The sequence below is a fragment of the Actinoplanes missouriensis 431 genome (assembly GCF_000284295.1).
Taxonomy (GTDB): domain Bacteria; phylum Actinomycetota; class Actinomycetes; order Mycobacteriales; family Micromonosporaceae; genus Actinoplanes; species Actinoplanes missouriensis.
Genome location: NC_017093.1, coordinates 5,683,427 through 5,701,821, shown reverse-complemented (window position 1 = coordinate 5,701,821; position 18,395 = coordinate 5,683,427). Strand labels below are relative to the sequence as shown.

The window sequence follows — 18,395 nt, the reverse complement described above, 5'->3', positions numbered from 1 at the left end:
TGGCGGACAGGGTGGTCGCATGAGCGTTCGACGGATTATGGGAACCGAGGTCGAATACGGCATTTCGGTGCCCGGACAGCCCGGAGCCAACCCGATGGTGACCTCCTCGCAGGTGGTCAACGCCTACGGCGCCCGGCCCGAGCTCAACCGCGGCGGCCGGGCCCGCTGGGACTACGAGGAGGAGTCGCCGCTGCGCGACGCGCGCGGCTTCACCTACTCCGGCGCCGCCTACGACCCCGCCGAGGCCCTCGCGGACGAGGACCTCGGCCTGGCCAACGTGATACTGACCAACGGCGCCCGGCTCTACGTCGACCACGCGCACCCGGAGTACTCGACACCCGAGTGCACCAACCCGCTCGACGTCGTCAAGTGGGACAAGGCCGGCGAACGGGTCATGGCCGAGGCCTCGCGCCGCGCCGCCACCATCCCCGGCACCCACCGCATCCAGCTCTACAAGAACAACACCGACAACAAGGGCGCCTCGTACGGGTCCCACGAGAACTACCTGATGCGCCGGCAGACCCCGTTCGCCGACATCGTCGCGCACCTCACGCCGTTCTTCGTCACCCGGCAGATCTTCACCGGCGTGGGCCGGGTCGGCATCGGGCAGGACGGCAGCGGCGCCGGCTTCCAGATCTCCTCCCGTGCCGACTTCTTCGAGGTCGAGGTCGGTCTGGAGACGACACTCAAGCGGCCGATCATCAACACCCGGGACGAGCCGCACGCCGATGCCGACAAGTACCGCCGGCTGCACGTCATCATCGGCGACGCGAACCTCTCCGAGATCGCGTCGTACCTGAAGATGGGCACCACCTCGCTGGTCCTCAACATGATCGAGGAGAAGGTGTTCACCGGGGAGCTCGGCATCGCCGACCCGGTCAGCGAGCTCAAGGCCGTCTCGCACGACCCCTCGCTGAAGCATCTGATGCGGCTGCGCGACGGCCGCCGGCTCACCGCGCTCGACCTGCAGTGGGCGTACTACGAGCGGGCCCGAGCGTTCGTCGACGAGCGGTACGGCACCGACGCCGACGAGCAGACCGCCGACGTGCTCGACCGGTGGGAATCGGTGCTCGACGGCCTGGGCCGCGACCCGTTCGAGCTGTCCGACAGCCTCGACTGGGTCGCCAAACTGCGCCTGCTCGAGGGTTACCGGGAACGCGAGAACCTCGGCTGGAACTCGCCGAAACTCCAGCTCGTCGACCTGCAGTACGCCGACGTGCGCCCGGAGAAGGGCCTCTACCACCGCCTCGTCGCCCGCGGGTCGATGAAGACCCTGCTCGAGGCGGACGAGACCCAGCGCGCCATGTACGAGCCGCCGGACGACACCCGGGCCTACTTCCGCGGCCGCTGCCTCGCGCAGTACGCCTCCGAAGTGGTCGCCGCCAGCTGGGACTCGGTGATCTTCGATGTCGGGCGGGAGTCTCTGGTGCGGGTGCCGATGATGGAACCCGAGCGTGGCACCAAGAAGCATGTCGGCGCGCTCTTCGACACGTGCGAGAGCGCCAAGGACCTGCTCGAGGTGATCACCAGCCGGTGATGTGTTTTGTCACAGGCGCGAGGTAGGTTTTTTCCAACCCGATGTTGCAGGACTTCGGGCGGCTGAGAAGGGGGACATCCATGGCAACCCGAGACACAGGTGGTCAGTCGCAGTCCGAGCGCGGGCGCAGCGGCGAAGAAGTCGAGGACGTCACCGTCGAGGCCAATCCTGAGGTAGCCGAGCGGCACGCGGAGATCACCGAGGACGTCGACGACCTGCTGGACGAAATCGACAGCGTTCTCGAGGAGAACGCGGAAGAGTTTGTCCGCGGATACGTCCAAAAAGGCGGCCAGTGAGTTAATTGTCCGTTTATGCCGGGCGTCGGCGATGGCTCACGGCCGTCGCGGCGTCCGGCGCGCCATTCCTGTGGCGCGGGCTACTCACAACACGTCGATGATGTTCATCGCTCCTGGTCGGTGAGCGCGATAGTGTGCTTCAACTGCAACGGCGGCCATTCTCGCGCCGATGCGATCACGTATCTGAAAGGAACCACGTGGCGACGGGCTTTGATCCATCCGGGCGTCTACCGGATTTCTTCACCAACACGGGGACGTCCTCCTTCACGCAGTTCCTGAGTCAGGCCGCTCCGGAGATGCTGCCGGGGCGGCGGCCGCTTCCGCCCGGGCTCTCCGGCGACGTCGCGCCGCACGGCACCACGATCGTCGCGATCGCGACGGCCGACGGTGTGGTGATGGCAGGTGACCGGCGCGCGACCATGGGGAACCTGATCGCGAGCCGCGACATCAGGAAGGTCCACCCGGCGGACTCGTACTCGCTGATCGGCATCGCGGGTACGGCCGGCATCGGCATCGAGCTGATCCGGCTGTTCCAGGTGGAGCTGGAGCACTACGAGAAGATCGAGGGAGCGATGCTCTCCCTCGACGGTAAGGCGAACCGCCTGGCCGCGATGGTCCGCGGCAACCTGGGCGCGGCGATGCAGGGCCTCGCGGTCGTGCCGCTGTTCGCCGGGTTCGACCTGTCGCCGGCCGACCCGGCGCGGGCCGGCCGGATCTTCAGCTTCGACGTGGCCGGCGGTCTCTACGAGGAGACCGGCTACGAGGCGATCGGCTCGGGTTCGCTGTTCGCGAAGTCGGCGCTGAAGAAGCGGTACCGGGCGGGTGTGAGCACCGCGGACGCGATCACGCTGGCGGTCGAGGCGCTCTACGACGCGGCCGACGACGACACCGCGACCGGCGGGCCGGACGTGACCCGCAAGATCTACCCGGTGGTCATGACGGCGACCGCGAACGGCACGCAGCGGCTCAGCGACGAGGAGATCACCACGGTGGCCGAGCGGGTCGTCCAGGGACGTATGGAGAACCCGGGCGGCTGATCCGCTCTCTTTCACCAGATAGGAGAAGCCACCCGTGGCCATGCAGTTCTACGCTTCGCCCGAGCAGGTCCAGCGGGACCGCTCGGAGTACGCCCGTAAGGGCATCGCCCGCGGCCGGTCGGCCGTGGTGCTCACCTACGAGGGCGGCATCCTGCTGGTCGCCGAGAACATCACCACCCTGCGCAAGATCAGCGAGATCTACGACAAGATCGCGTTCGCGGCGGTGGGGCGGTACAACGAGTTCGAGAGCCTGCGCCGGGCCGGTGTCCGGATGGCCGACATGCTCGGTCTCAGCTACGACCGGCGGGACGTGACCGGGCGGGCGCTCGCGAACGCGTACACCCAGACGCTCGGCGCGATCTTCTCGGAGACGCAGAAGCCGTACGAGGTGGAGCTCTGCGTCGCCCAGGTCGGCGCCACGCCCGAGGCCGACGAGCTGTACCGGGTGACCTACGACGGCTCGGTCATGGACGAGCCCGGCTTCATGGCGATGGGCGGCCAGGCCGAGGCGATCTCGAACGTGCTGCGCGAGCGGCACGACACCGCCGCGGACCTGCAGACCGCGCTGGCGCTCGCCGCGGAGGCGCTGGGCAGCGTCGGCGGGGAGAACGGGCAGACCCGCACCCTTACGGCCAAGCAGCTCGAGGTGGCGGTGCTGGACCGGCGCCGGCAGGGCCGGGCGTTCCGGCGGCTCACCGGGACGGCGCTGACCACGCTGCTCGGTCACGAGTCGGTGCCGGAGGCGGAGCTCGGCGACGTGGACGCGGCGCCGCCCGCGCCGGGCGAGGCGAAGCCGACGATCTCGGCGGCGTCGTCGGACACTGAGGAGACTCCTGACGAGAAGTCCTGAGCGGTTCAGGCGTTTGAGGGCACCTTCCGTCCGGTGGGGATGGGACGTGCCCTTACGCGTACCCATGAACGGGGTGTGTGCGGGAAAGAGCGAGTTGTGACTGCCGCTGAACCGTTTCTTGCGGCTAGTGTTCTGTCATGGAACGGCGAATTTTCGGCCTCGAGACCGAGTACGGAGTCACGTGCACCTATCGGGGGCAGCGGCGGCTGTCTCCGGACGAGGTGGCCCGCTACCTGTTCCGCCGAGTGGTCTCCTGGGGACGCAGCAGCAACGTGTTCCTTCGCAACGGCGCACGCCTTTACCTCGATGTCGGTTCCCACCCTGAGTACGCGACCCCCGAATGCGACTCCGTCACCGATCTGGTCGCCCACGACCGGGCCGGCGAGCGGATCCTGGAAGGCCTGCTCGTCGACGCGGAGAAGCGTCTGCACGACGAGGGCATCGCGGGGGAGATCTACCTCTTCAAGAACAACACCGACTCGGCCGGCAACTCCTACGGCTGCCACGAGAACTATCTCGTCAGCCGGCACGGCGAGTTCGGCCGTCTCGCCGACGTCCTGATCCCGTTCCTGGTCACCCGCCAGCTGATCTGCGGGGCCGGCAAGGTGCTGCAGACGCCGCGCGGCGCGGTGTTCTGCCTGTCGCAGCGCGCCGAGCACATCTGGGAGGGCGTCTCCAGCGCGACGACGCGCAGCCGCCCGATCATCAACACCCGTGACGAGCCGCACGCGGACGCCGAGCGCTACCGCCGCCTGCACGTGATCGTCGGCGACTCGAACATGAACGAGGTCACCACGCTGCTGAAGGTCGGCAGCGCGGACATCGTCCTTCGCATGATCGAGGCGGGCGTGGTGATGCGGGACCTGACCCTGGAGAACCCGATCCGGGCGATCCGCGAGGTCAGCCACGACGTCACCGGCCGCCGCAAGATCCGTCTGGCGAACAACAAAGAGGTCTCCGCCCTGGAGATCCAGCAGGAGTACCTGGCGAAGGCCACCGAGTTCGTCGAGCGGCGCGGCGGCGACCCGGTCGCCAAGCGGGTCGTGGAGCTGTGGGGGCGGGTCCTCAACGCGATCGAGAGCGGTGACCTCGACCCGGTGGCCCGCGAGATCGACTGGGTCTCGAAGTACAAGCTGATCGAGCGCTACCAGGCCAAGCACGAGATCCCGATGTCGCATCCGCGGATCGCGCAGCTCGACCTGGCGTACCACGACGTCCGTCGCGGCCGGGGCCTCTACGCGCTCATGGAGAAGCGCAAGCAGGTCGACCGGATCGCCAACGACCTGCAGATCTACGAGGCCAAGGAGACGCCGCCGCAGACCACGCGGGCCCGGTTGCGCGGCGAGTTCATCAAGCACGCGCAGGAGAAGCGCCGCGACTTCACGGTCGACTGGGTGCATCTGAAGCTGAACGACCAGGCGCAGCGGACGGTGCTCTGCAAGGACCCGTTCCGCGCCTACGACGAGCGGGTGGAGCGCCTGATCGCGAGCATGTGAGAGTGGCGGCGCTCACCGGGTACCAGGCGAGCGCCAGCGGAGCGAAGCGGAGCCAGACGGCTCAGCTAGGCTGGTCGGGTTATGCCTGACCAGCCTTCTCCCCCTGAGCCCCCGGAGCGTACCGAGCATGAGGTGCGCTGGAACCGGATCGAGCGCCGCCGTGAGCGGATCTACCGCCAGATCCAGAAGGATCGGGCCGGCAATCACAAGATCCCGACGTGGCTCTACGCCACGATCCTGGGGCTGCTGCTGGCCGGCTGGCTGTACCTGATCATCACCTCCTGAGGGCTTGTCGGCGCGGCCTCGATCGTGTGGGGTCGGGGTATGGCAGACATCGTTGATCCGGCCGTCGCCGATTACGTGCGGGCGCACGCCACCCCCGCGGACGACCTGCTGCGGGGGCTGGCGGCGGAGACTTCCACGAGATATCCGCCCGACGCCGGGATGCAGATCTCCGCGGACGAGGGCGCCCTGCTGACGATGCTGACCCGGCTGACCGGGGTCTTGATGGCGGTCGAGATCGGCACGTTCACCGGGTACTCGTCGATCTGCATCGCCCGCGGCCTGCGTCCCGGCGGGCGGTTGATCGCCTGCGACGTCTCCGAGGAGTGGACGTCGATCGCCCGCACCTACTGGGCGAAGGCCGGCCTCGCCGACCGCATCGAGCTGCGGCTCGGCCCGGCGATCGAGACGGTCCGCGCGCTGCCGGCCGACCCGGTGATCGACTTCGTGTTCCTGGACGCGGACAAGACCGGGTACCCGGCGTACTACGAGGAGATCGTGCCCCGGCTACGACCGGGCGGACTGCTGGTGGTCGACAACGTGCTGCGGCACGGGCAGGTCCTCGATCCCCGGGATGCGTCGTCGGCGGCGGTGGCCGGCCTCAACGACCGGATCGTGGGTGACGAGCGGGTGGAGTCGGTGATGCTGCCGGTCCGTGACGGCGTGACGCTGGTCCGCCGTCGCGCTTGATCGCCGTCGCGCCTGATCGTCGCGCCTGATCGCCGCGCCTGATCGCCGCGCCTGATCGCCGCGCCTGATCGCCGCGCCTGACCGCCGCCCGCCGCTCGCCGCCCGCCGGAATGAGCAGCGGGGTGGGCGGTCAGGGGAGCAGGGTGGCGGCGTGGCGGCCGGCGGCGGCCGCTGCCAGGAAGTAGCTGTGGTCCTGGTCCAGCTTGCGGCCCATCGTGGAGAGCCCGACCGGCGACGCCCGCAGCGCCGCGTCCAGGCCCTCGCTGGCGACGCTGACCAGGCTGTGCCGGGCGCCGAGGGGGGCCAGCGCGCCCTCCACCTCCGCGGCCAGGCGGGGGTCCAGGCCGCGGGGCACGACCAGGTCGGCGCGGGCCAGAGCGACCTTCCCGTACGCGGTGAGACTGTGATGGGAGATGCCCCGATGCCTGTCACGCCCGTCGGCGTCGGAGATCCGCAGCGAGCCGATCGGCCGGCCGCCCAGCACCGCGATCGCGTTGATCGCCTCGCCGAGCGCCACCCCGGAGAACCCCCAGGTGGTGCCGGTGCCGAGGTTGCCGGGGCCCTGGGCGACGATCGCGACGTCAGCGCCGAGCACGTGCCGGGCCGCGAGCAGGCCGGTGTGCACGGTGCTGGCCTCCAGGTCACCGCCGAACGACTGGCCGGTGGTGACGGTCCCGGCCAGGTGACCGCGCAGGTCGTCCAGGGTGCGGGAGAACCAGGCCGGCAGGGCGCCGCCGTCGGTCATCACGTAGGCGACGGTGGCCTCCGGCCGGTCGGCGTGGATGCCGGCCAGGATCGCGGGCAGCGCCGAGTGCAGGTCGGCGGTGACCACCGGCATGCCGTCGAGCGAGGTGGCGGCGGCCATCACGTCGCGGTGCGGTGAGGCCTCCTCGTCGACGCCGAGCAGGATCGCCTGCAGCGGGGTGTACCGCGCCTTGACCAGGTGACCGCTGTCGCGGGTGGCGCCGTCGGCGGGCGGGTCGGCGGGCAGCCGGTCGGGCAGGGCGACGACCAGGGCGTACCCCCCGGTGCCGAGGCCCATGACCAGGGCGCCGACGTTGAGCAGCACCCGGTCTCCGGGTTCCGGTGTGCCGACCAGATGCGGGTAGGCGAGGGCGCGCAGCGGGCCGTCCGGCGTCTCGACGTCCAGCTCGCACGCGCCCCGCCAGCCGCCCCGCACCGACCGAACCGTCCCGGACCGCCACCGCACCATGCCGGGACCCTACAAGGGCCGGGCGTCGAGTCCGCCATCGAGGTGGTTGCGGCCGGGCTCGCCACGGGTCGGGTCGAGGAAGACGTACCGGATCTCGGGGAATCTGGCGCGCAAGCGCCGCTCGGCCTCGTCGGAGGCCCTTTCGATCTCGCCGCCGGGCGCGTCGTCGGCGAAGTCGACCTTGGCGGCGACCAGGATGCCGTCCGGGCCGAGCTGCATGGTGAAGAGGGTGGGCACGGCGGTCACGACCGGCAGCGCGGCGATCTCGGCGGCGATCGCGGTGTGCACCCGGCGGGGGACGGAGCGCCCGACCAGCAGGGACACGTTGCTGCTGGCGAGGACGGTGGCGACCACGAGCAGGAGCAGGCCGATCACGATCGACGAGACGCCGTCCCAGACACTGTTGCCGGTCAGCTCGGTCAGCCCGAGCCCGGCGGCGGCCAGGACCAGGCCGATCAGCGCGGCGGAGTCCTCGAAGTAGACCGCCTTGACCGTGGTGTCCGGGGTGAGGCGCAGGAACCGGCGGGTCGTCACGTTCCAGCGGCTGGACTCGGTGCGGATCTGCCGGCGGGCCTTCAGGAACGACACGCCCTCGGCCGCGAACGAGACGGCCAGGACGATGTACGACGCGAGGAACGGGCCGGACTCCTCGCCCTCGACGATGGTCTCGATGCCGTGGTAGATGGAGAACCCGGCGCCGGCCACGAACGTGAACAGCGCCGCGATGAACGCCCAGACCCAGCTCTCCTTGCCGTACCCGAACGGGTGTTCCTCGTCGGCGGGTTTGGCGCCGCGCCGCAACGCCACGAAGAGGAACACCTCGGTCACCGTGTCGGCGAAGGAGTGCGCGGCCTCGGAGAGCATCGCGGCGGAGCCGGAGGTGACGCCGGCCACCAGTTTCGCGGCGGCGATCGCCAGGTTGGCGGCGCCCGCCACCACGACGGTGCCGACGCTCTCGGATTCCTGGGGTTCTGTCACGGACGCCATCTTCCCCCGGCCCCGCGCGGATAACCGTCCGTGTGACGAGGCTGCTAGCGTTGCCTCTCGTGTCGCGCACTCGCACCGAGCGCCTGGTAAACCTGGTGATCTGTCTCCTGTCGACGCGCCGGTTCCTGACCGCCGCGCAGATCGCCGCGACCGTGCCCGGTTACGAGCACGACCCGTCCGATCCGCGTGACCACGAGGCGTTCCAGCGCAAGTTCGAGCGGGACAAGGCGGAGCTGCGCGAGCTGGGCGTCCCGCTGGAGACCGGCACGGCGAGCATCTTCGACCAGGAGCCGGGTTACCGCGTCGCCCAGCGGGAGTACGCGCTGCCCGACATCCATCTGGAACCCGACGAGGCGGCCGCGGTGGGCATCGCGGCGCGGCTCTGGCAGCACGCCGGGCTCGCCGCCGCGGCGAGCAGCGGCCTGGCCAAGCTGCGGGCCGCCGGTGTCGAGGTGGACCCGCAGGCCACCCTCGGCATGGAGCCGGTGGTGACGGTCGACCCGGCGTTCGGGCCGCTGACCGTGGCGGCACGGCAGCGCCGCGCGGTGAGCTTCAAGTACCGGGTGCCCGAGGTCGACGAGCCGAGCACCCGCCGCCTCGAGCCGTGGGGCGTGGTCTGCTGGCGCGGCCGGTGGTACGTGGTCGGCCACGACCGGGACCGGGACGCCACCCGCTGTTTCCGGCTGTCCCGGATCACCGGCGAGGTGAAGGGCACCGGCAAGCCGGACGCGTTCACGCCGCCCGCCGACGCCGACCTGATCAGCCACGTGGCACGCTCGTCCGGGCCGGTCGCGCGGGACGGCCGGGCCGTGGTGACGGTGCGGACGGGGCGGGCGGCGGGGCTGCGCCGGATGGCCTCCGCCTCGGTCAGCCTGCCCGAGGGCGACCGGCTGACCATCGCGTACGGGGATGTCGAGTGGCTGGCCGCCAGGATCGCCGGGTACGGGCCGGACGTGCGGGCCGAGGGCCCGCCCGAGCTGCGCAGCGCGGTGATCCAGAACCTGAAGGAGCTGGCCGCCCGGCACGAGCAGGTGGCGCTGTGACCGGGCCACGGACCTCGGCGGACCGGCTCGGCCGGCTGCTCAACCTGGTGCCGTACCTGCTGGCCCGGCCGGGGATCCTGATCGCCGAGGCGGCGGCGGACCTGGGCGTCACGGCGAAGCAGTTGCGCGAGGACCTGGAGCTGCTCTGGGTGTGCGGCCTGCCCGGGTACGGCCCGGGCGACCTGATCGACATGGCGTTCGACGGCGACCGGGTGACGATCAGCCACGACGCCGGCATCGACAAGCCGCTGCGCCTCAACCAGGACGAGGCTCTCGCGCTGGTGGTGGCGCTGCGGATGCTCGCCGAGACGCCCGGGATCGGCACCCGGGACGCGATCGAGCGGGCCCTTGCCAAGATCGAGAGCGCGGCCGGCGACCTGGCCGACGCGCCGGTCACGGTCAAGCTGCCGGCGAACCAGAAGAAGCTGGAGGCGGTGCGGGCCGCCGTCGACTCCGGGCACGCGCTGCGGCTCACCTATTACACGGCCGCCCGGGACGAGACCACCGAACGGGTCGTCGACCCGATGCGGATGCTGATGGTGGGCGGGTTCGCGTACCTGGAGGCGTGGTGCCGCCGGGCCGAGGGCACCCGGATGTTCCGGGTGGACCGGATCGACGCGTTCACCGAGCTGCCGGAGCCGTCCGTGCCGCCGGTCGGCGCGGTGCCGCACGACGTCAGCGACGGCGTCTTCCGGCCCGGGCCCGAGCTGCCGCTGGTCACCCTGCGGGTCGGCCGGGGCAGCCGGTGGATCACCGAGTACTACCCGGTCGAGCAGGTGCAGCGCGACGGCGCGGAGTGGCTGGTCACCATGCGGGTCACCGATCTGGGCTGGGCGCAGCGGCTGCTCGCCGGGCTGGGCCGCGACGTCACCGTGCTCGGGCCGCCCGAGCTGATCGACCGGATCCACGCGCAGGCCACCGCGGCCCTGGAACAGTACGCCGCGCCGCACGCGCTCGACGCCGGCGAACCGGCCGGCCGGTAGGGTGGCCGGGTGCTGATGTGGGTCTGGATCGCCGTCGGGGCGATCGCGCTGATCGTCCTGATTTTCGCCGCTACGCGCCTTCTGGGCCGGTTGCCGGATCTTCGGCGGGCGGCCGTGAAGCTGCAGCGCCGTCAGGAGGAGGCGATGCGGCTGCAGGTGGCCGGCGAGGAGCTGCAGCGGACCGTGCTCGTGGTGCAGCAGAAGGCCGAGCGGGCCCAGGACGCGGTCACCCAGATCAAGGCTAATCTCGGTCGATGATCCCGGGGTGTTCCGCCCCCGTTGTCCGAGACTTAGCAAGATCTTGAGAATCCCAGGGCATCCGGAAAGCGATATCCCAGGAATCCACACGTACGATGGACCCCGCAACCTGATCCGACCGACTGGAGTCATTCCATGGGCGCCCTCAAGCCATGGCACATCATCGTTCTCGTCGTCGTGCTCGTGCTGCTGTTCGGCGCGAAACGGCTGCCGGACGCGGCGCGTTCCCTCGGGCGCTCGCTGCGGATCATCAAGGCCGAGACCAAGGGCCTCGTCGATGACGACAACAACGTCGCGGAGAAGGCGGAGCCGCAGCACAGCCGCAGCCCGCTGCAGGGCGAGGTGCAGCAGCCCTATCAGCAGCAGCCCTATCAGCAGCCCGGTTACCAGCAGGCGCCGCCGCCGCAGGGCTACCAGCAGCCGCAGCCTGGCTACCAGCAGCAGCCACCGGCTCAGCCCTTCGTCGACCCGGTGCAGCGCACCAACGACCGCTGATCCGATCCGATGGCACTGAGCCTGCGCCGGGGGCCCAAGAAGCCGAGCAAGTTCGAGCAGGCCTCCGACGGCTCGATGACCCTCATCGAGCATGTCCGGGAGCTGCGTAACCGGCTGTTCGTCGCGTCGATCGGCGTGGTCGTCGGCCTGATCATCGGCTTCGTCATCTCGCAGTGGGTCTTCGGGATCCTGAAGGCGCCCTACTGCAATCTGCCGACGTCGGTCGACTCGACCGGCAGCTGTGAGTTCATCACGCTCGCCGTGACCGACCAGCTGATGCTGCGACTGAAGATCGCGCTGTGGGTCGGCCTGATCATCGGTGCGCCGGTCTGGCTGTACCAGCTGTGGGCGTTCGTCGCGCCCGGCCTGCACCGCCACGAGCGCAAGTGGGCGTACGTCTTCGTCGCCCTCGCCACGCCGCTGTTCCTCGCCGGCGCGACCCTGGCCTACTTCGTGATCGGCCACAGCCTGGCGTTCATCATGGAAGCCGGTGTGATCGGCGAGCCGACGAAGCTCGAGGTCACGTCGTACGTCGGCTTCGTGATGAACATGCTGCTGCTGTTCGGCGGGGCGTTCGAGTTCCCGCTGCTGCTGCTCATGCTGAACTTCACCGGCGTGGTCTCGGCCCGCAGGCTGCTCAGCTGGTGGCGCGCGGTGGTGTTCCTGTCGTTCGCGTTCGCCGCGATCGCCACCCCCGACCCGGGGCCGTTCGGGATGACGCTGCTCGCGGCGTGCATCACCCTGCTGTACTTCATCGCGGTCGGTGTGGCGTTCCTGAACGACAAGCGCAAGGGCCGTGGCAAGGAGCTCTACGAGGGCCTGGACGACGACGCGATCTCGGAGCTGCCGGAGGAGCGGGTGCCGGTCGGTGCCTCCGATCCGATCGAGTCCCCCACGTCGATCGAGTCTCCGGCGCCCGTCGAGAAGCCCGCGCCGCTGGAGCGTCGTTTCGACGACATGACGTAGCCGTCTGGCTCCGCTTCGCTCCGCAGGCGATCACCTGGTTCGCCGGTGAGGGGGCAGGTGGATTCCCGCCACCCGCAAACCCCGCGGGCGTCGAGAAACCACGTGCCCCCTCACCGGCGGCGATCGCGGGAGTGGGGTATAGCCTCCTCCGCCATGACGGGCGATTTTGTCGCGGTGCTGGCCAACCCCTTCGCGGGGCGGGGCCGGCACCGCGGTCTGCTTCCGGGGGTGGTGGACGCGCTCGGCGTCGGCGGGCGGCCGGTGCGGATCCTGGAGGCGCACAGCGGCGCGGAGGCGGAAGCGGTCTGTCACGCGGCGGTCGCCGAGGGGGCAGCCGCGGTGGTTGCCGTCGGCGGGGACGGGACCGTGCACCGGGCACTGCAGGCGGTGGCGGGCACCGAGGCCGGCTTCGGGGTGGTGCCGGCCGGGACGGGTAACGATTTCGCGAGTGCGGTGGGCGTACCCTCGCAGGCTCTGCGGGCCGCGGAGGCGATCGGGCTGGCGCTGCGCGATCAGCGTGCCCACCGCGTCGATCTGGCCCTGGCCCGGACCGCGCGGGGTGACCGGCGATGGTTCTGCGCGGTGCTCGCCGCCGGATTCGACGCGCTCGTCAACGAACGCGCGAACCGGATGCGGCGGCCGCGCGGTCCCCGGCGCTACGACCTGGCGATCGTCCTGGAACTGGCCCGGCTGCGGGCCCGCGATTACGTCCTGCGCCTGGACGGGGTGGAACACCGGCTCACCGCGGAGATCGTCGCGGTCGGCAACTGCGCCAGTTACGGCGGTGGCATGCGGATCCTGCCGGACGCCGACCCCACCGACGGGATGCTCGACGTGATCTTCGCGTCGCGGCTGGGGCGGGCGCATCTGACCCGTCTCAAACCGCGGCTGCGGCTCGGCACCCACGTCAGCGATCCGCGGGTCACCGTGCTGCGGGCCCGCGAGGTGCGGATCGAGGCGGAGGGGATCATCGGGTACGCGGACGGGGAGCGGCTCGCGGCGCTGCCGCTCGACGTGACGTGCGTTCCGGGTGCGATCCGGTTGCTGCGGTGAGCCGGGGGTCAGATTTCCGAGGGCGGGCCGAAGTGTCTGGCATGACGAACACGATCGGCACCAAGAGCTCGATGTCCGCCATGTTCGGCTCCATGATCTTCGGCAATGCCAAGCAGATGTTCAAGGCGGTGGCCGAGGCGGCGACCGCTCCCGCCGAGCCCGCGCCGGCCCCGGCCGAGACCGCCGCGAAGAAGGGCCGTCGCGGCACCCTGCTCGACAGTTACGCCTGACCCCGGGGAAACGGGAAGCGCTAGGCGCAGCCGGTCAGGGAGAGGGTCGCGGTCAGGCCGTTGGCCCGACCGGCCTCGGCGGCCGGCAGGACCAGCACCGAGCAGCCGGCGTTGACCGCGCCCGCGTCGGCCGGGGTGTCGCCGACCATCAGGGTGCGCTCCGGGTCCACGCCGAGCATCCCGCACGCGCGCAGGAAGATCGCCGGGTCCGGTTTGGTGCGGCCCACCTCGAGGCTCAGCACGAACGCGTCCACCAGTGAGTCCAGCCCCCAGGCCGCGAAGTGCGGGCGGATGTCGAAGCCGACGTTGCTCACCACCGCGGTCTTGATCCCGGCGTCGTGCAGCTTGCGCAGGGTCGGCTCGGTGTCCGGGTAGGGCAGCCAGCCGTCCGGTGTGAGCAGCCGGTCGTAGAGCGCGTCCGCGAGCCCCTCCACGTCGGTGTGCACGGTCGCGGCCAGGCCGGTGTAGGCGGCGCGGTGACTGTGCGCGTAGAGATCCCGGTCGGCCCAGTGCTCGGCCAGCTGCGGCGGCACCCGGTGCGGCAGCGGCCCACCGGCCCGGCCCGCCGTCAGCAGCCGATCGGCGAGGATCGTCGCCTTCCCCCGGTCCAGCTCCCGGCCACAGGCCGCGGCCGCCGCGATCACCCAGGTCAGCGGATCCTCCACCTGGGCCAGCGTGCCGTGGAAGTCGAAGAGGACGGCCTCCACCGGCCGTGCGGTATGGGGAGGGTGGTTGGCATCCGGCACGTGGAGCACCATACCGATGCCCCCTGACGCTTCCGACGCCACCACCGTGCTGCGTTTTGTCATACACCGCGACTAGCCTTGTGTTCATGACTAGTCCCGCCGAGAGGTACGCGGCTTCCCAGAGGCGGGCGGCGCGAGTCGCCGAGTTCCCCGCGCTCGAGGACTTCATGCTCGACGTCGGCTTCGACCTCGACGATTTCCAGCGCGAGGCCTGTGAGGTGCTGGAGCGGGGCAACGGCGTGCTGGTCTGCGCCCCGACCGGCGCCGGCAAGACCGTCGTCGGCGAGTTCGCGGTGCACCTGGCGTTGCGCTCGGGGGAGCGCAAGTGTTTCTACACCACGCCGATCAAGGCCCTTTCCAACCAGAAGTACAACGACCTCGTCGCGCGGTACGGCGCTGACAAGGTCGGCCTGCTCACCGGCGACAACGCGATCAACGGCGACGCCCCGGTGGTGGTGATGACCACCGAGGTGCTGCGCAACATGCTCTACTCCGGCTCCGACCAGCTGCGCAACCTGGCCTATGTGGTGATGGACGAGGTGCACTACCTCGCCGACCGGTTCCGCGGCGCGGTCTGGGAAGAGGTGATCATCCACCTGCCGGCCTCGGTGACGCTGGTGTCGCTGTCGGCGACGGTCAGCAACTACGAGGAGTTCGCCGACTGGCTGGTCACGGTCCGCGGCAAGACCGAGGTGGTGGTCAGCGAGCACCGGCCGGTGCCGCTCTGGCAGCACATGCTGGTCGGCCGGCGGATGTTCGACCTGTTCCACGACGCCGACGCGGCGAAGAAACACGACGTCCACCCCGAGCTGCTGCGCTACACGCGGGAGATGGACCGCCGGCTCGACCTGACCGACCGGGCCGGCTCCGGCTGGTCCGGGCGGGGCGGGCGGTCCCGGCGCTGGCAGCCGCCGCCGCGCGCCGAGGTGGTGGAGCGGCTGGAGCGGGCCGGCCTGCTGCCCGCGATCCTGTTCATCTTCAGCCGGGCCGCCTGTGACGCGGCGGTGCAGCAGTGCCTCGCCGCCGGGCTGCGGCTCACGGGCCCCGACGAGCGGGCCCAGATCCGCGAGATCGCCCAGGCCAAGGTGGCGAACATCCCGGCCGAGGACCTGTCGGTGCTGGGCTACTGGGAGTGGCTCGACGGTCTGGAGCGCGGCGTCGCGGCGCACCACGCCGGCATGCTGCCCGCCTTCAAGGAGGCGGTCGAGGAGTGCTTCGTCCGGGGCCTGGTCAAGGCGGTCTTCGCCACCGAGACCCTGGCGCTGGGCATCAACATGCCGGCCCGCTGTGTCGTGCTGGAGCGACTGGTCAAGTTCAACGGCGAGGCGCACGTCGACCTGACCCCGGGGGAGTACACGCAGCTCACCGGCCGGGCCGGGCGGCGCGGCATCGACGTCGAGGGGCACGCGGTGGTGCTCTGGAGCCCGGATGTCGACCCCCGGCACGTCGCCGGCCTGGCGTCCACCCGCACCTATCCGCTGCGCTCGTCGTTCCGGCCGTCCTACAACATGGCGGTCAACCTGGTCGGCACGGTCGGCGCCGAGCGGTCCCGCGCGCTGCTGGAGTCCTCGTTCGCGCAGTTCCAGGCGGACCGGTCGGTGGTCGGCCTGGCCCGGCAGGTGCAGCGCAACGAGGAGACGATGCAGACCTACTCGGAGGACGCCACCTGCCACCACGGCGACTTCGAGGAGTATTTCGGGATCCGGGTGGCGATCGCCGACCGGGAGAAATCGCTGTCCCGGCAGGGCGTGCAGCAGCGCCGCTCGGCCGCGGTCGCCGCGCTGGAGAAACTGCGGATCGGCGACGTGATCCGGGTGCCGAACGGCAAGCGGGCCGGGCTGGCCGTCGTGCTGGAGCCGGTGACCGGCGGGTTCGGCGAGCCGCGGCCCCTGGTGCTCACCCAGGACCGGTGGGCCGGGCGGGTCAGCCCCGCCGACTTCGGCGGCCCGGTCGACGTGCTGGCGCGCGTGCGTGTACCGAAGAATTTCAACCACCGGTCGCCGGCGGCGCGCCGCGACCTGGCCGCGCAGGTGAGCGGGACCGGGCTGGACCGGCATCCGGACCGGCGGCGGCGCAGCCGTCAGTCGCCCGGCGAGGACGCCGAGATCGCCCTGCTCAAGGTGCGGATGCGGCAGCACCCCTGCCATGCCTGCCCGGAGCGGGAGGACCACGCCCGCTGGGCCGAGCGCCGGCACCGGCTGCTGCGCGACACCGACGCGCTGCGCGACAAGGTGGCCGGGCGCACCGGTTCGCTGGCCCGGACGTTCGACCAGGTCTGCGCGGTGCTCACCACCCGGGGTTACCTCTCCGCCGACGGCGAGGTGACCGACGCCGGGCGCACGCTGGGGCGGATCTGGTCGGAGGCCGACCTGCTGGTCGCCGAGTGCCTGCGCCAGGGCGTCTGGGACGGCCTGGCGCCGGACGAGCTGGCCGCGGCGGTCAGCATGGTGCTCTACGAGTCGCGCCGGGAGAGCGAGGACCGGGCGTCGGTGCCGAAGGGCCCGATCACCGCGGCGGTGGACGCCTGCGCCAAGCTGTGGGGCGAGATCGCCGCCGACGAGGCCGAGCACGGTCTGACGCTGACCCGCGAGCCCGACCCGGGGTTCGTCTGGCCGATGTACCGGTGGGCCCGCGGCGAGCCGCTGGCCCGGGTCCTGGCGAGCGGCCATCAGTACGACGCGGACATGCCGGCCGGTGACTTCGTGCGCTGGGCCCGGCAGGTGCTCGACCTGCTCGGCCAGATCAGGGAGGCGGGCTCGGCGTCGCCCAGCGTGAAGGAGACCGCCCGCAAGGCGATCTCGGCGGTGAACCGGGGGGTGCTGGCGCTGCAGCGCGGGCTGTGAGTGTGATCGGCTGCCGAGGGGGTACTGCTCGGACTGCGGCCGTGTGACGGTCGGATCGGTCGGGCAGCCGGGGGTGCCACACGCTCCCGGCTGCCGCCGTCGTCGCGGATGGTGAATCTCCGTTGACGCTGTCTCGCGCGGAAACCAAGAATTGCGGCGGCAGTATTGACACAGCTGATTGCATTTTGCCGGGAGTAGTGCCCATGAGCGCGGGCTCACCGCATCTGATCGGTTGGTCCGGTGACTCCGTGGCGGACTCCGTGCTGGCGGTCATCGACACCGACACGGCAGTCATCGAGTTCTCGGTCTGGGGCCATTGGGACCGGGGACTCTCCACGCAGGCGCGCACGGTGCTCGACAAGTGCCTCGCCGAGCATCCCACCGGCGTGATCGTGGACCTGCACGAGCTGAGCGACCCGCACGCGGTCAGCGCCCCGCTCTGGCTGACCGCCTGCGCGCAGGGCGCCGCGATGCAGCCGCCGGTCGCCGTGGCGGTCTGCGCGAAGCCGAACGCCCCGCTCACCCGCCGGCTGCGGCGTCTCGGCGCCCGGGACTGGCTGGTGCTTTACGCGACCGTCGCGCAGGCCCGGGCCGCGATGGCCGGCCGGCACCCGCTCGCCGACCGGATGCACCTGGCGCTGCCGCCGGACCCGGCGGCCGCGGTGCTGGCCCGCGGGCTGGTCAACGACGCCTGCCGGGCCTGGGACGTGGGGCATCTCGGCCAGCGCGCCCGGCTGGTCGTCTCCGAGCTGGTGGTGAACGCCGCCGAGCACGCCGGCACCGACGTCGAGGTGATCGTGTCGCTGCGCGGCTCGGGCACGGGCGCGGCGCTGCATCTGGCCGTCTACGACGGGGACGCGATCCTGCCGCAGGTCCGCGACCCGGTCCCGGGGCGGCTCGGCCCGTCCCTGGTCGACCGGGGCCTGGGTCTGCGGATCGTGAACGCGGCGGCCTCCGCGTGGGGCGCGTTGCCGGCCCGCAGCGGCAAGCTGGTGTGGGCGATCGTCCGAGCCCGGCCGGAGGAGATGACGTGAGCGGTTCAGACACCGGTGGCACGCGGATCGCGGGGGAGCGGGACGGCGACCGGCTTCTGATCACGTTGCAGGGCAGCCTGGACGCGATCTCGGCGTCCGCGTTGCAGACCCAGCTCTACGACCTCACCCAGGTGCACGACCTGCTCGGGCTGGGCGTGCCGGTCCGGCACATCCACATCGACCTGGCCGGGGTGGATTTCTGCGACGCGGCCGGCCTGCGGATGCTGGTGGCGGCCCGCCGGGTCGCGGAGTCCCGGCAGGCCAGCTGCCACCTGCACGATCCCCAGCCGCACCTGCGGTGGCTGCTGCGCGCCACCCGCGCCGGCGACCTGTTCCAGGTGCATTTCTGACGGGTG

The 18,395-nt window shown here is 71.1% G+C and carries 20 protein-coding genes; 17 read left to right on the top strand and 3 right to left on the bottom strand.

Annotated elements, in window-relative coordinates; genetic code table 11:
* The first annotated feature begins 19 nt into the window (after nucleotides 1-19).
* The 7 genes from dop (at nucleotide 20) to AMIS_RS26335 (ending at nucleotide 6,188) form a co-directional block, all read left to right on the top strand.
* Nucleotides 20-1,537, top strand: coding sequence for a depupylase/deamidase Dop (gene dop / locus AMIS_RS26360; protein WP_014445469.1), 1,518 nt, complete (start codon nucleotides 20-22; stop codon nucleotides 1,535-1,537).
* Between the two features lie 80 nt (nucleotides 1,538-1,617).
* Entirely contained in the window at nucleotides 1,618-1,833 is a 216-nt protein-coding gene (locus AMIS_RS26355) for a ubiquitin-like protein Pup (RefSeq protein WP_014445468.1), read from the top strand.
* Nucleotides 1,834-2,030: 197 nt separating this feature from the next.
* Nucleotides 2,031-2,870 (top strand): proteasome subunit beta, encoded by an 840-nt coding sequence (gene prcB / locus AMIS_RS26350; RefSeq protein WP_014445467.1) that lies wholly within the window; start codon nucleotides 2,031-2,033, stop codon nucleotides 2,868-2,870.
* Between the two features lie 34 nt (nucleotides 2,871-2,904).
* Complete coding sequence (prcA, locus tag AMIS_RS26345; protein ID WP_014445466.1) at nucleotides 2,905-3,720, top strand: proteasome subunit alpha; 816 nt, start codon at nucleotides 2,905-2,907, stop codon at nucleotides 3,718-3,720.
* 137 nt (nucleotides 3,721-3,857) lie between these two features.
* A complete protein-coding gene (pafA, locus tag AMIS_RS26340) occupies nucleotides 3,858-5,216 on the top strand; it encodes a Pup--protein ligase (protein ID WP_014445465.1) in 1,359 nt (452 codons plus the stop codon).
* A 132-nt stretch (nucleotides 5,217-5,348) separates the two neighbouring features.
* A complete protein-coding gene (locus tag AMIS_RS40845) occupies nucleotides 5,349-5,501 on the top strand; it encodes a hypothetical protein (protein WP_014445464.1) in 153 nt (50 codons plus the stop codon).
* A 39-nt stretch (nucleotides 5,502-5,540) separates the two neighbouring features.
* The gene (locus AMIS_RS26335) at nucleotides 5,541-6,188 is read left to right on the top strand and encodes an O-methyltransferase (RefSeq protein ID WP_014445463.1); all 648 of its coding nucleotides are present in this window, start codon (nucleotides 5,541-5,543) and stop codon (nucleotides 6,186-6,188) included.
* 130 nt (nucleotides 6,189-6,318) lie between these two features.
* Here the strand turns inward: AMIS_RS26335 and AMIS_RS26330 are convergent, their stop codons facing one another.
* Both AMIS_RS26330 and AMIS_RS26325 read right to left on the bottom strand, forming a co-directional pair.
* Nucleotides 6,319-7,401, bottom strand: coding sequence for a DUF3866 family protein (locus tag AMIS_RS26330; protein ID WP_014445462.1), 1,083 nt, complete (start codon nucleotides 7,399-7,401; stop codon nucleotides 6,319-6,321).
* Between the two features lie 9 nt (nucleotides 7,402-7,410).
* Complete coding sequence (locus AMIS_RS26325) at nucleotides 7,411-8,388, bottom strand: cation diffusion facilitator family transporter (RefSeq protein ID WP_014445461.1); 978 nt, start codon at nucleotides 8,386-8,388, stop codon at nucleotides 7,411-7,413.
* A 59-nt stretch (nucleotides 8,389-8,447) separates the two neighbouring features.
* On the opposite strand from AMIS_RS26325, the gene AMIS_RS26320 reads away from it, so the two are divergent.
* The 7 genes from AMIS_RS26320 (at nucleotide 8,448) to AMIS_RS26290 (ending at nucleotide 13,416) form a co-directional block, all read left to right on the top strand.
* Nucleotides 8,448-9,431: a helix-turn-helix transcriptional regulator gene (locus AMIS_RS26320; RefSeq protein ID WP_014445460.1), complete on the top strand. Its 984-nt coding sequence runs from the start codon at nucleotides 8,448-8,450 to the stop codon at nucleotides 9,429-9,431.
* Nucleotides 9,428-10,414, top strand: coding sequence for a helix-turn-helix transcriptional regulator (locus AMIS_RS26315; protein WP_014445459.1), 987 nt, complete (start codon nucleotides 9,428-9,430; stop codon nucleotides 10,412-10,414). Before AMIS_RS26320 ends, AMIS_RS26315 begins: the two co-directional genes overlap by 4 nt.
* 15 nt (nucleotides 10,415-10,429) lie before the next feature.
* Nucleotides 10,430-10,672, top strand: coding sequence for a hypothetical protein (locus AMIS_RS26310; protein WP_051042568.1), 243 nt, complete (start codon nucleotides 10,430-10,432; stop codon nucleotides 10,670-10,672).
* 135 nt (nucleotides 10,673-10,807) lie between these two features.
* Complete coding sequence (gene tatA, locus AMIS_RS26305; protein WP_014445457.1) at nucleotides 10,808-11,167, top strand: Sec-independent protein translocase subunit TatA; 360 nt, start codon at nucleotides 10,808-10,810, stop codon at nucleotides 11,165-11,167.
* 9 nt (nucleotides 11,168-11,176) lie between these two features.
* Nucleotides 11,177-12,133, top strand: coding sequence for a twin-arginine translocase subunit TatC (tatC, locus tag AMIS_RS26300; protein WP_014445456.1), 957 nt, complete (start codon nucleotides 11,177-11,179; stop codon nucleotides 12,131-12,133).
* Nucleotides 12,134-12,286: 153 nt separating this feature from the next.
* The gene (locus AMIS_RS26295; RefSeq protein ID WP_014445455.1) at nucleotides 12,287-13,186 is read left to right on the top strand and encodes a diacylglycerol/lipid kinase family protein; all 900 of its coding nucleotides are present in this window, start codon (nucleotides 12,287-12,289) and stop codon (nucleotides 13,184-13,186) included.
* 41 nt (nucleotides 13,187-13,227) lie between these two features.
* Nucleotides 13,228-13,416 carry a hypothetical protein gene (locus AMIS_RS26290; protein ID WP_014445454.1) on the top strand — a complete coding sequence of 63 codons (189 nt, stop codon included), beginning with the start codon at nucleotides 13,228-13,230 and terminating at the stop codon, nucleotides 13,414-13,416.
* 20 nt (nucleotides 13,417-13,436) lie between these two features.
* On the opposite strand, the gene AMIS_RS26285 is transcribed toward AMIS_RS26290, so the two are convergent.
* Nucleotides 13,437-14,174, bottom strand: a complete 738-nt coding sequence (locus AMIS_RS26285; protein WP_014445453.1) for an HAD family hydrolase — start codon at nucleotides 14,172-14,174, stop codon at nucleotides 13,437-13,439.
* Between the two features lie 74 nt (nucleotides 14,175-14,248).
* On the opposite strand from AMIS_RS26285, the gene AMIS_RS26280 reads away from it, so the two are divergent.
* From AMIS_RS26280 to AMIS_RS26270, 3 genes are all read left to right on the top strand, one after another.
* Nucleotides 14,249-17,005, top strand: coding sequence for a DEAD/DEAH box helicase (locus AMIS_RS26280; RefSeq protein WP_014445452.1), 2,757 nt, complete (start codon nucleotides 14,249-14,251; stop codon nucleotides 17,003-17,005).
* A gap of 248 nt (nucleotides 17,006-17,253) precedes the next feature.
* On the top strand, nucleotides 17,254-18,039 hold the full coding sequence (locus AMIS_RS26275) for an ATP-binding protein (protein ID WP_231859091.1): 786 nt from the start codon (nucleotides 17,254-17,256) through the stop codon (nucleotides 18,037-18,039).
* Nucleotides 18,036-18,389 carry an STAS domain-containing protein gene (locus AMIS_RS26270; protein ID WP_014445450.1) on the top strand — a complete coding sequence of 118 codons (354 nt, stop codon included), beginning with the start codon at nucleotides 18,036-18,038 and terminating at the stop codon, nucleotides 18,387-18,389. Before AMIS_RS26275 ends, AMIS_RS26270 begins: the two co-directional genes overlap by 4 nt.
* Nucleotides 18,390-18,395: the final 6 nt, after the last annotated feature.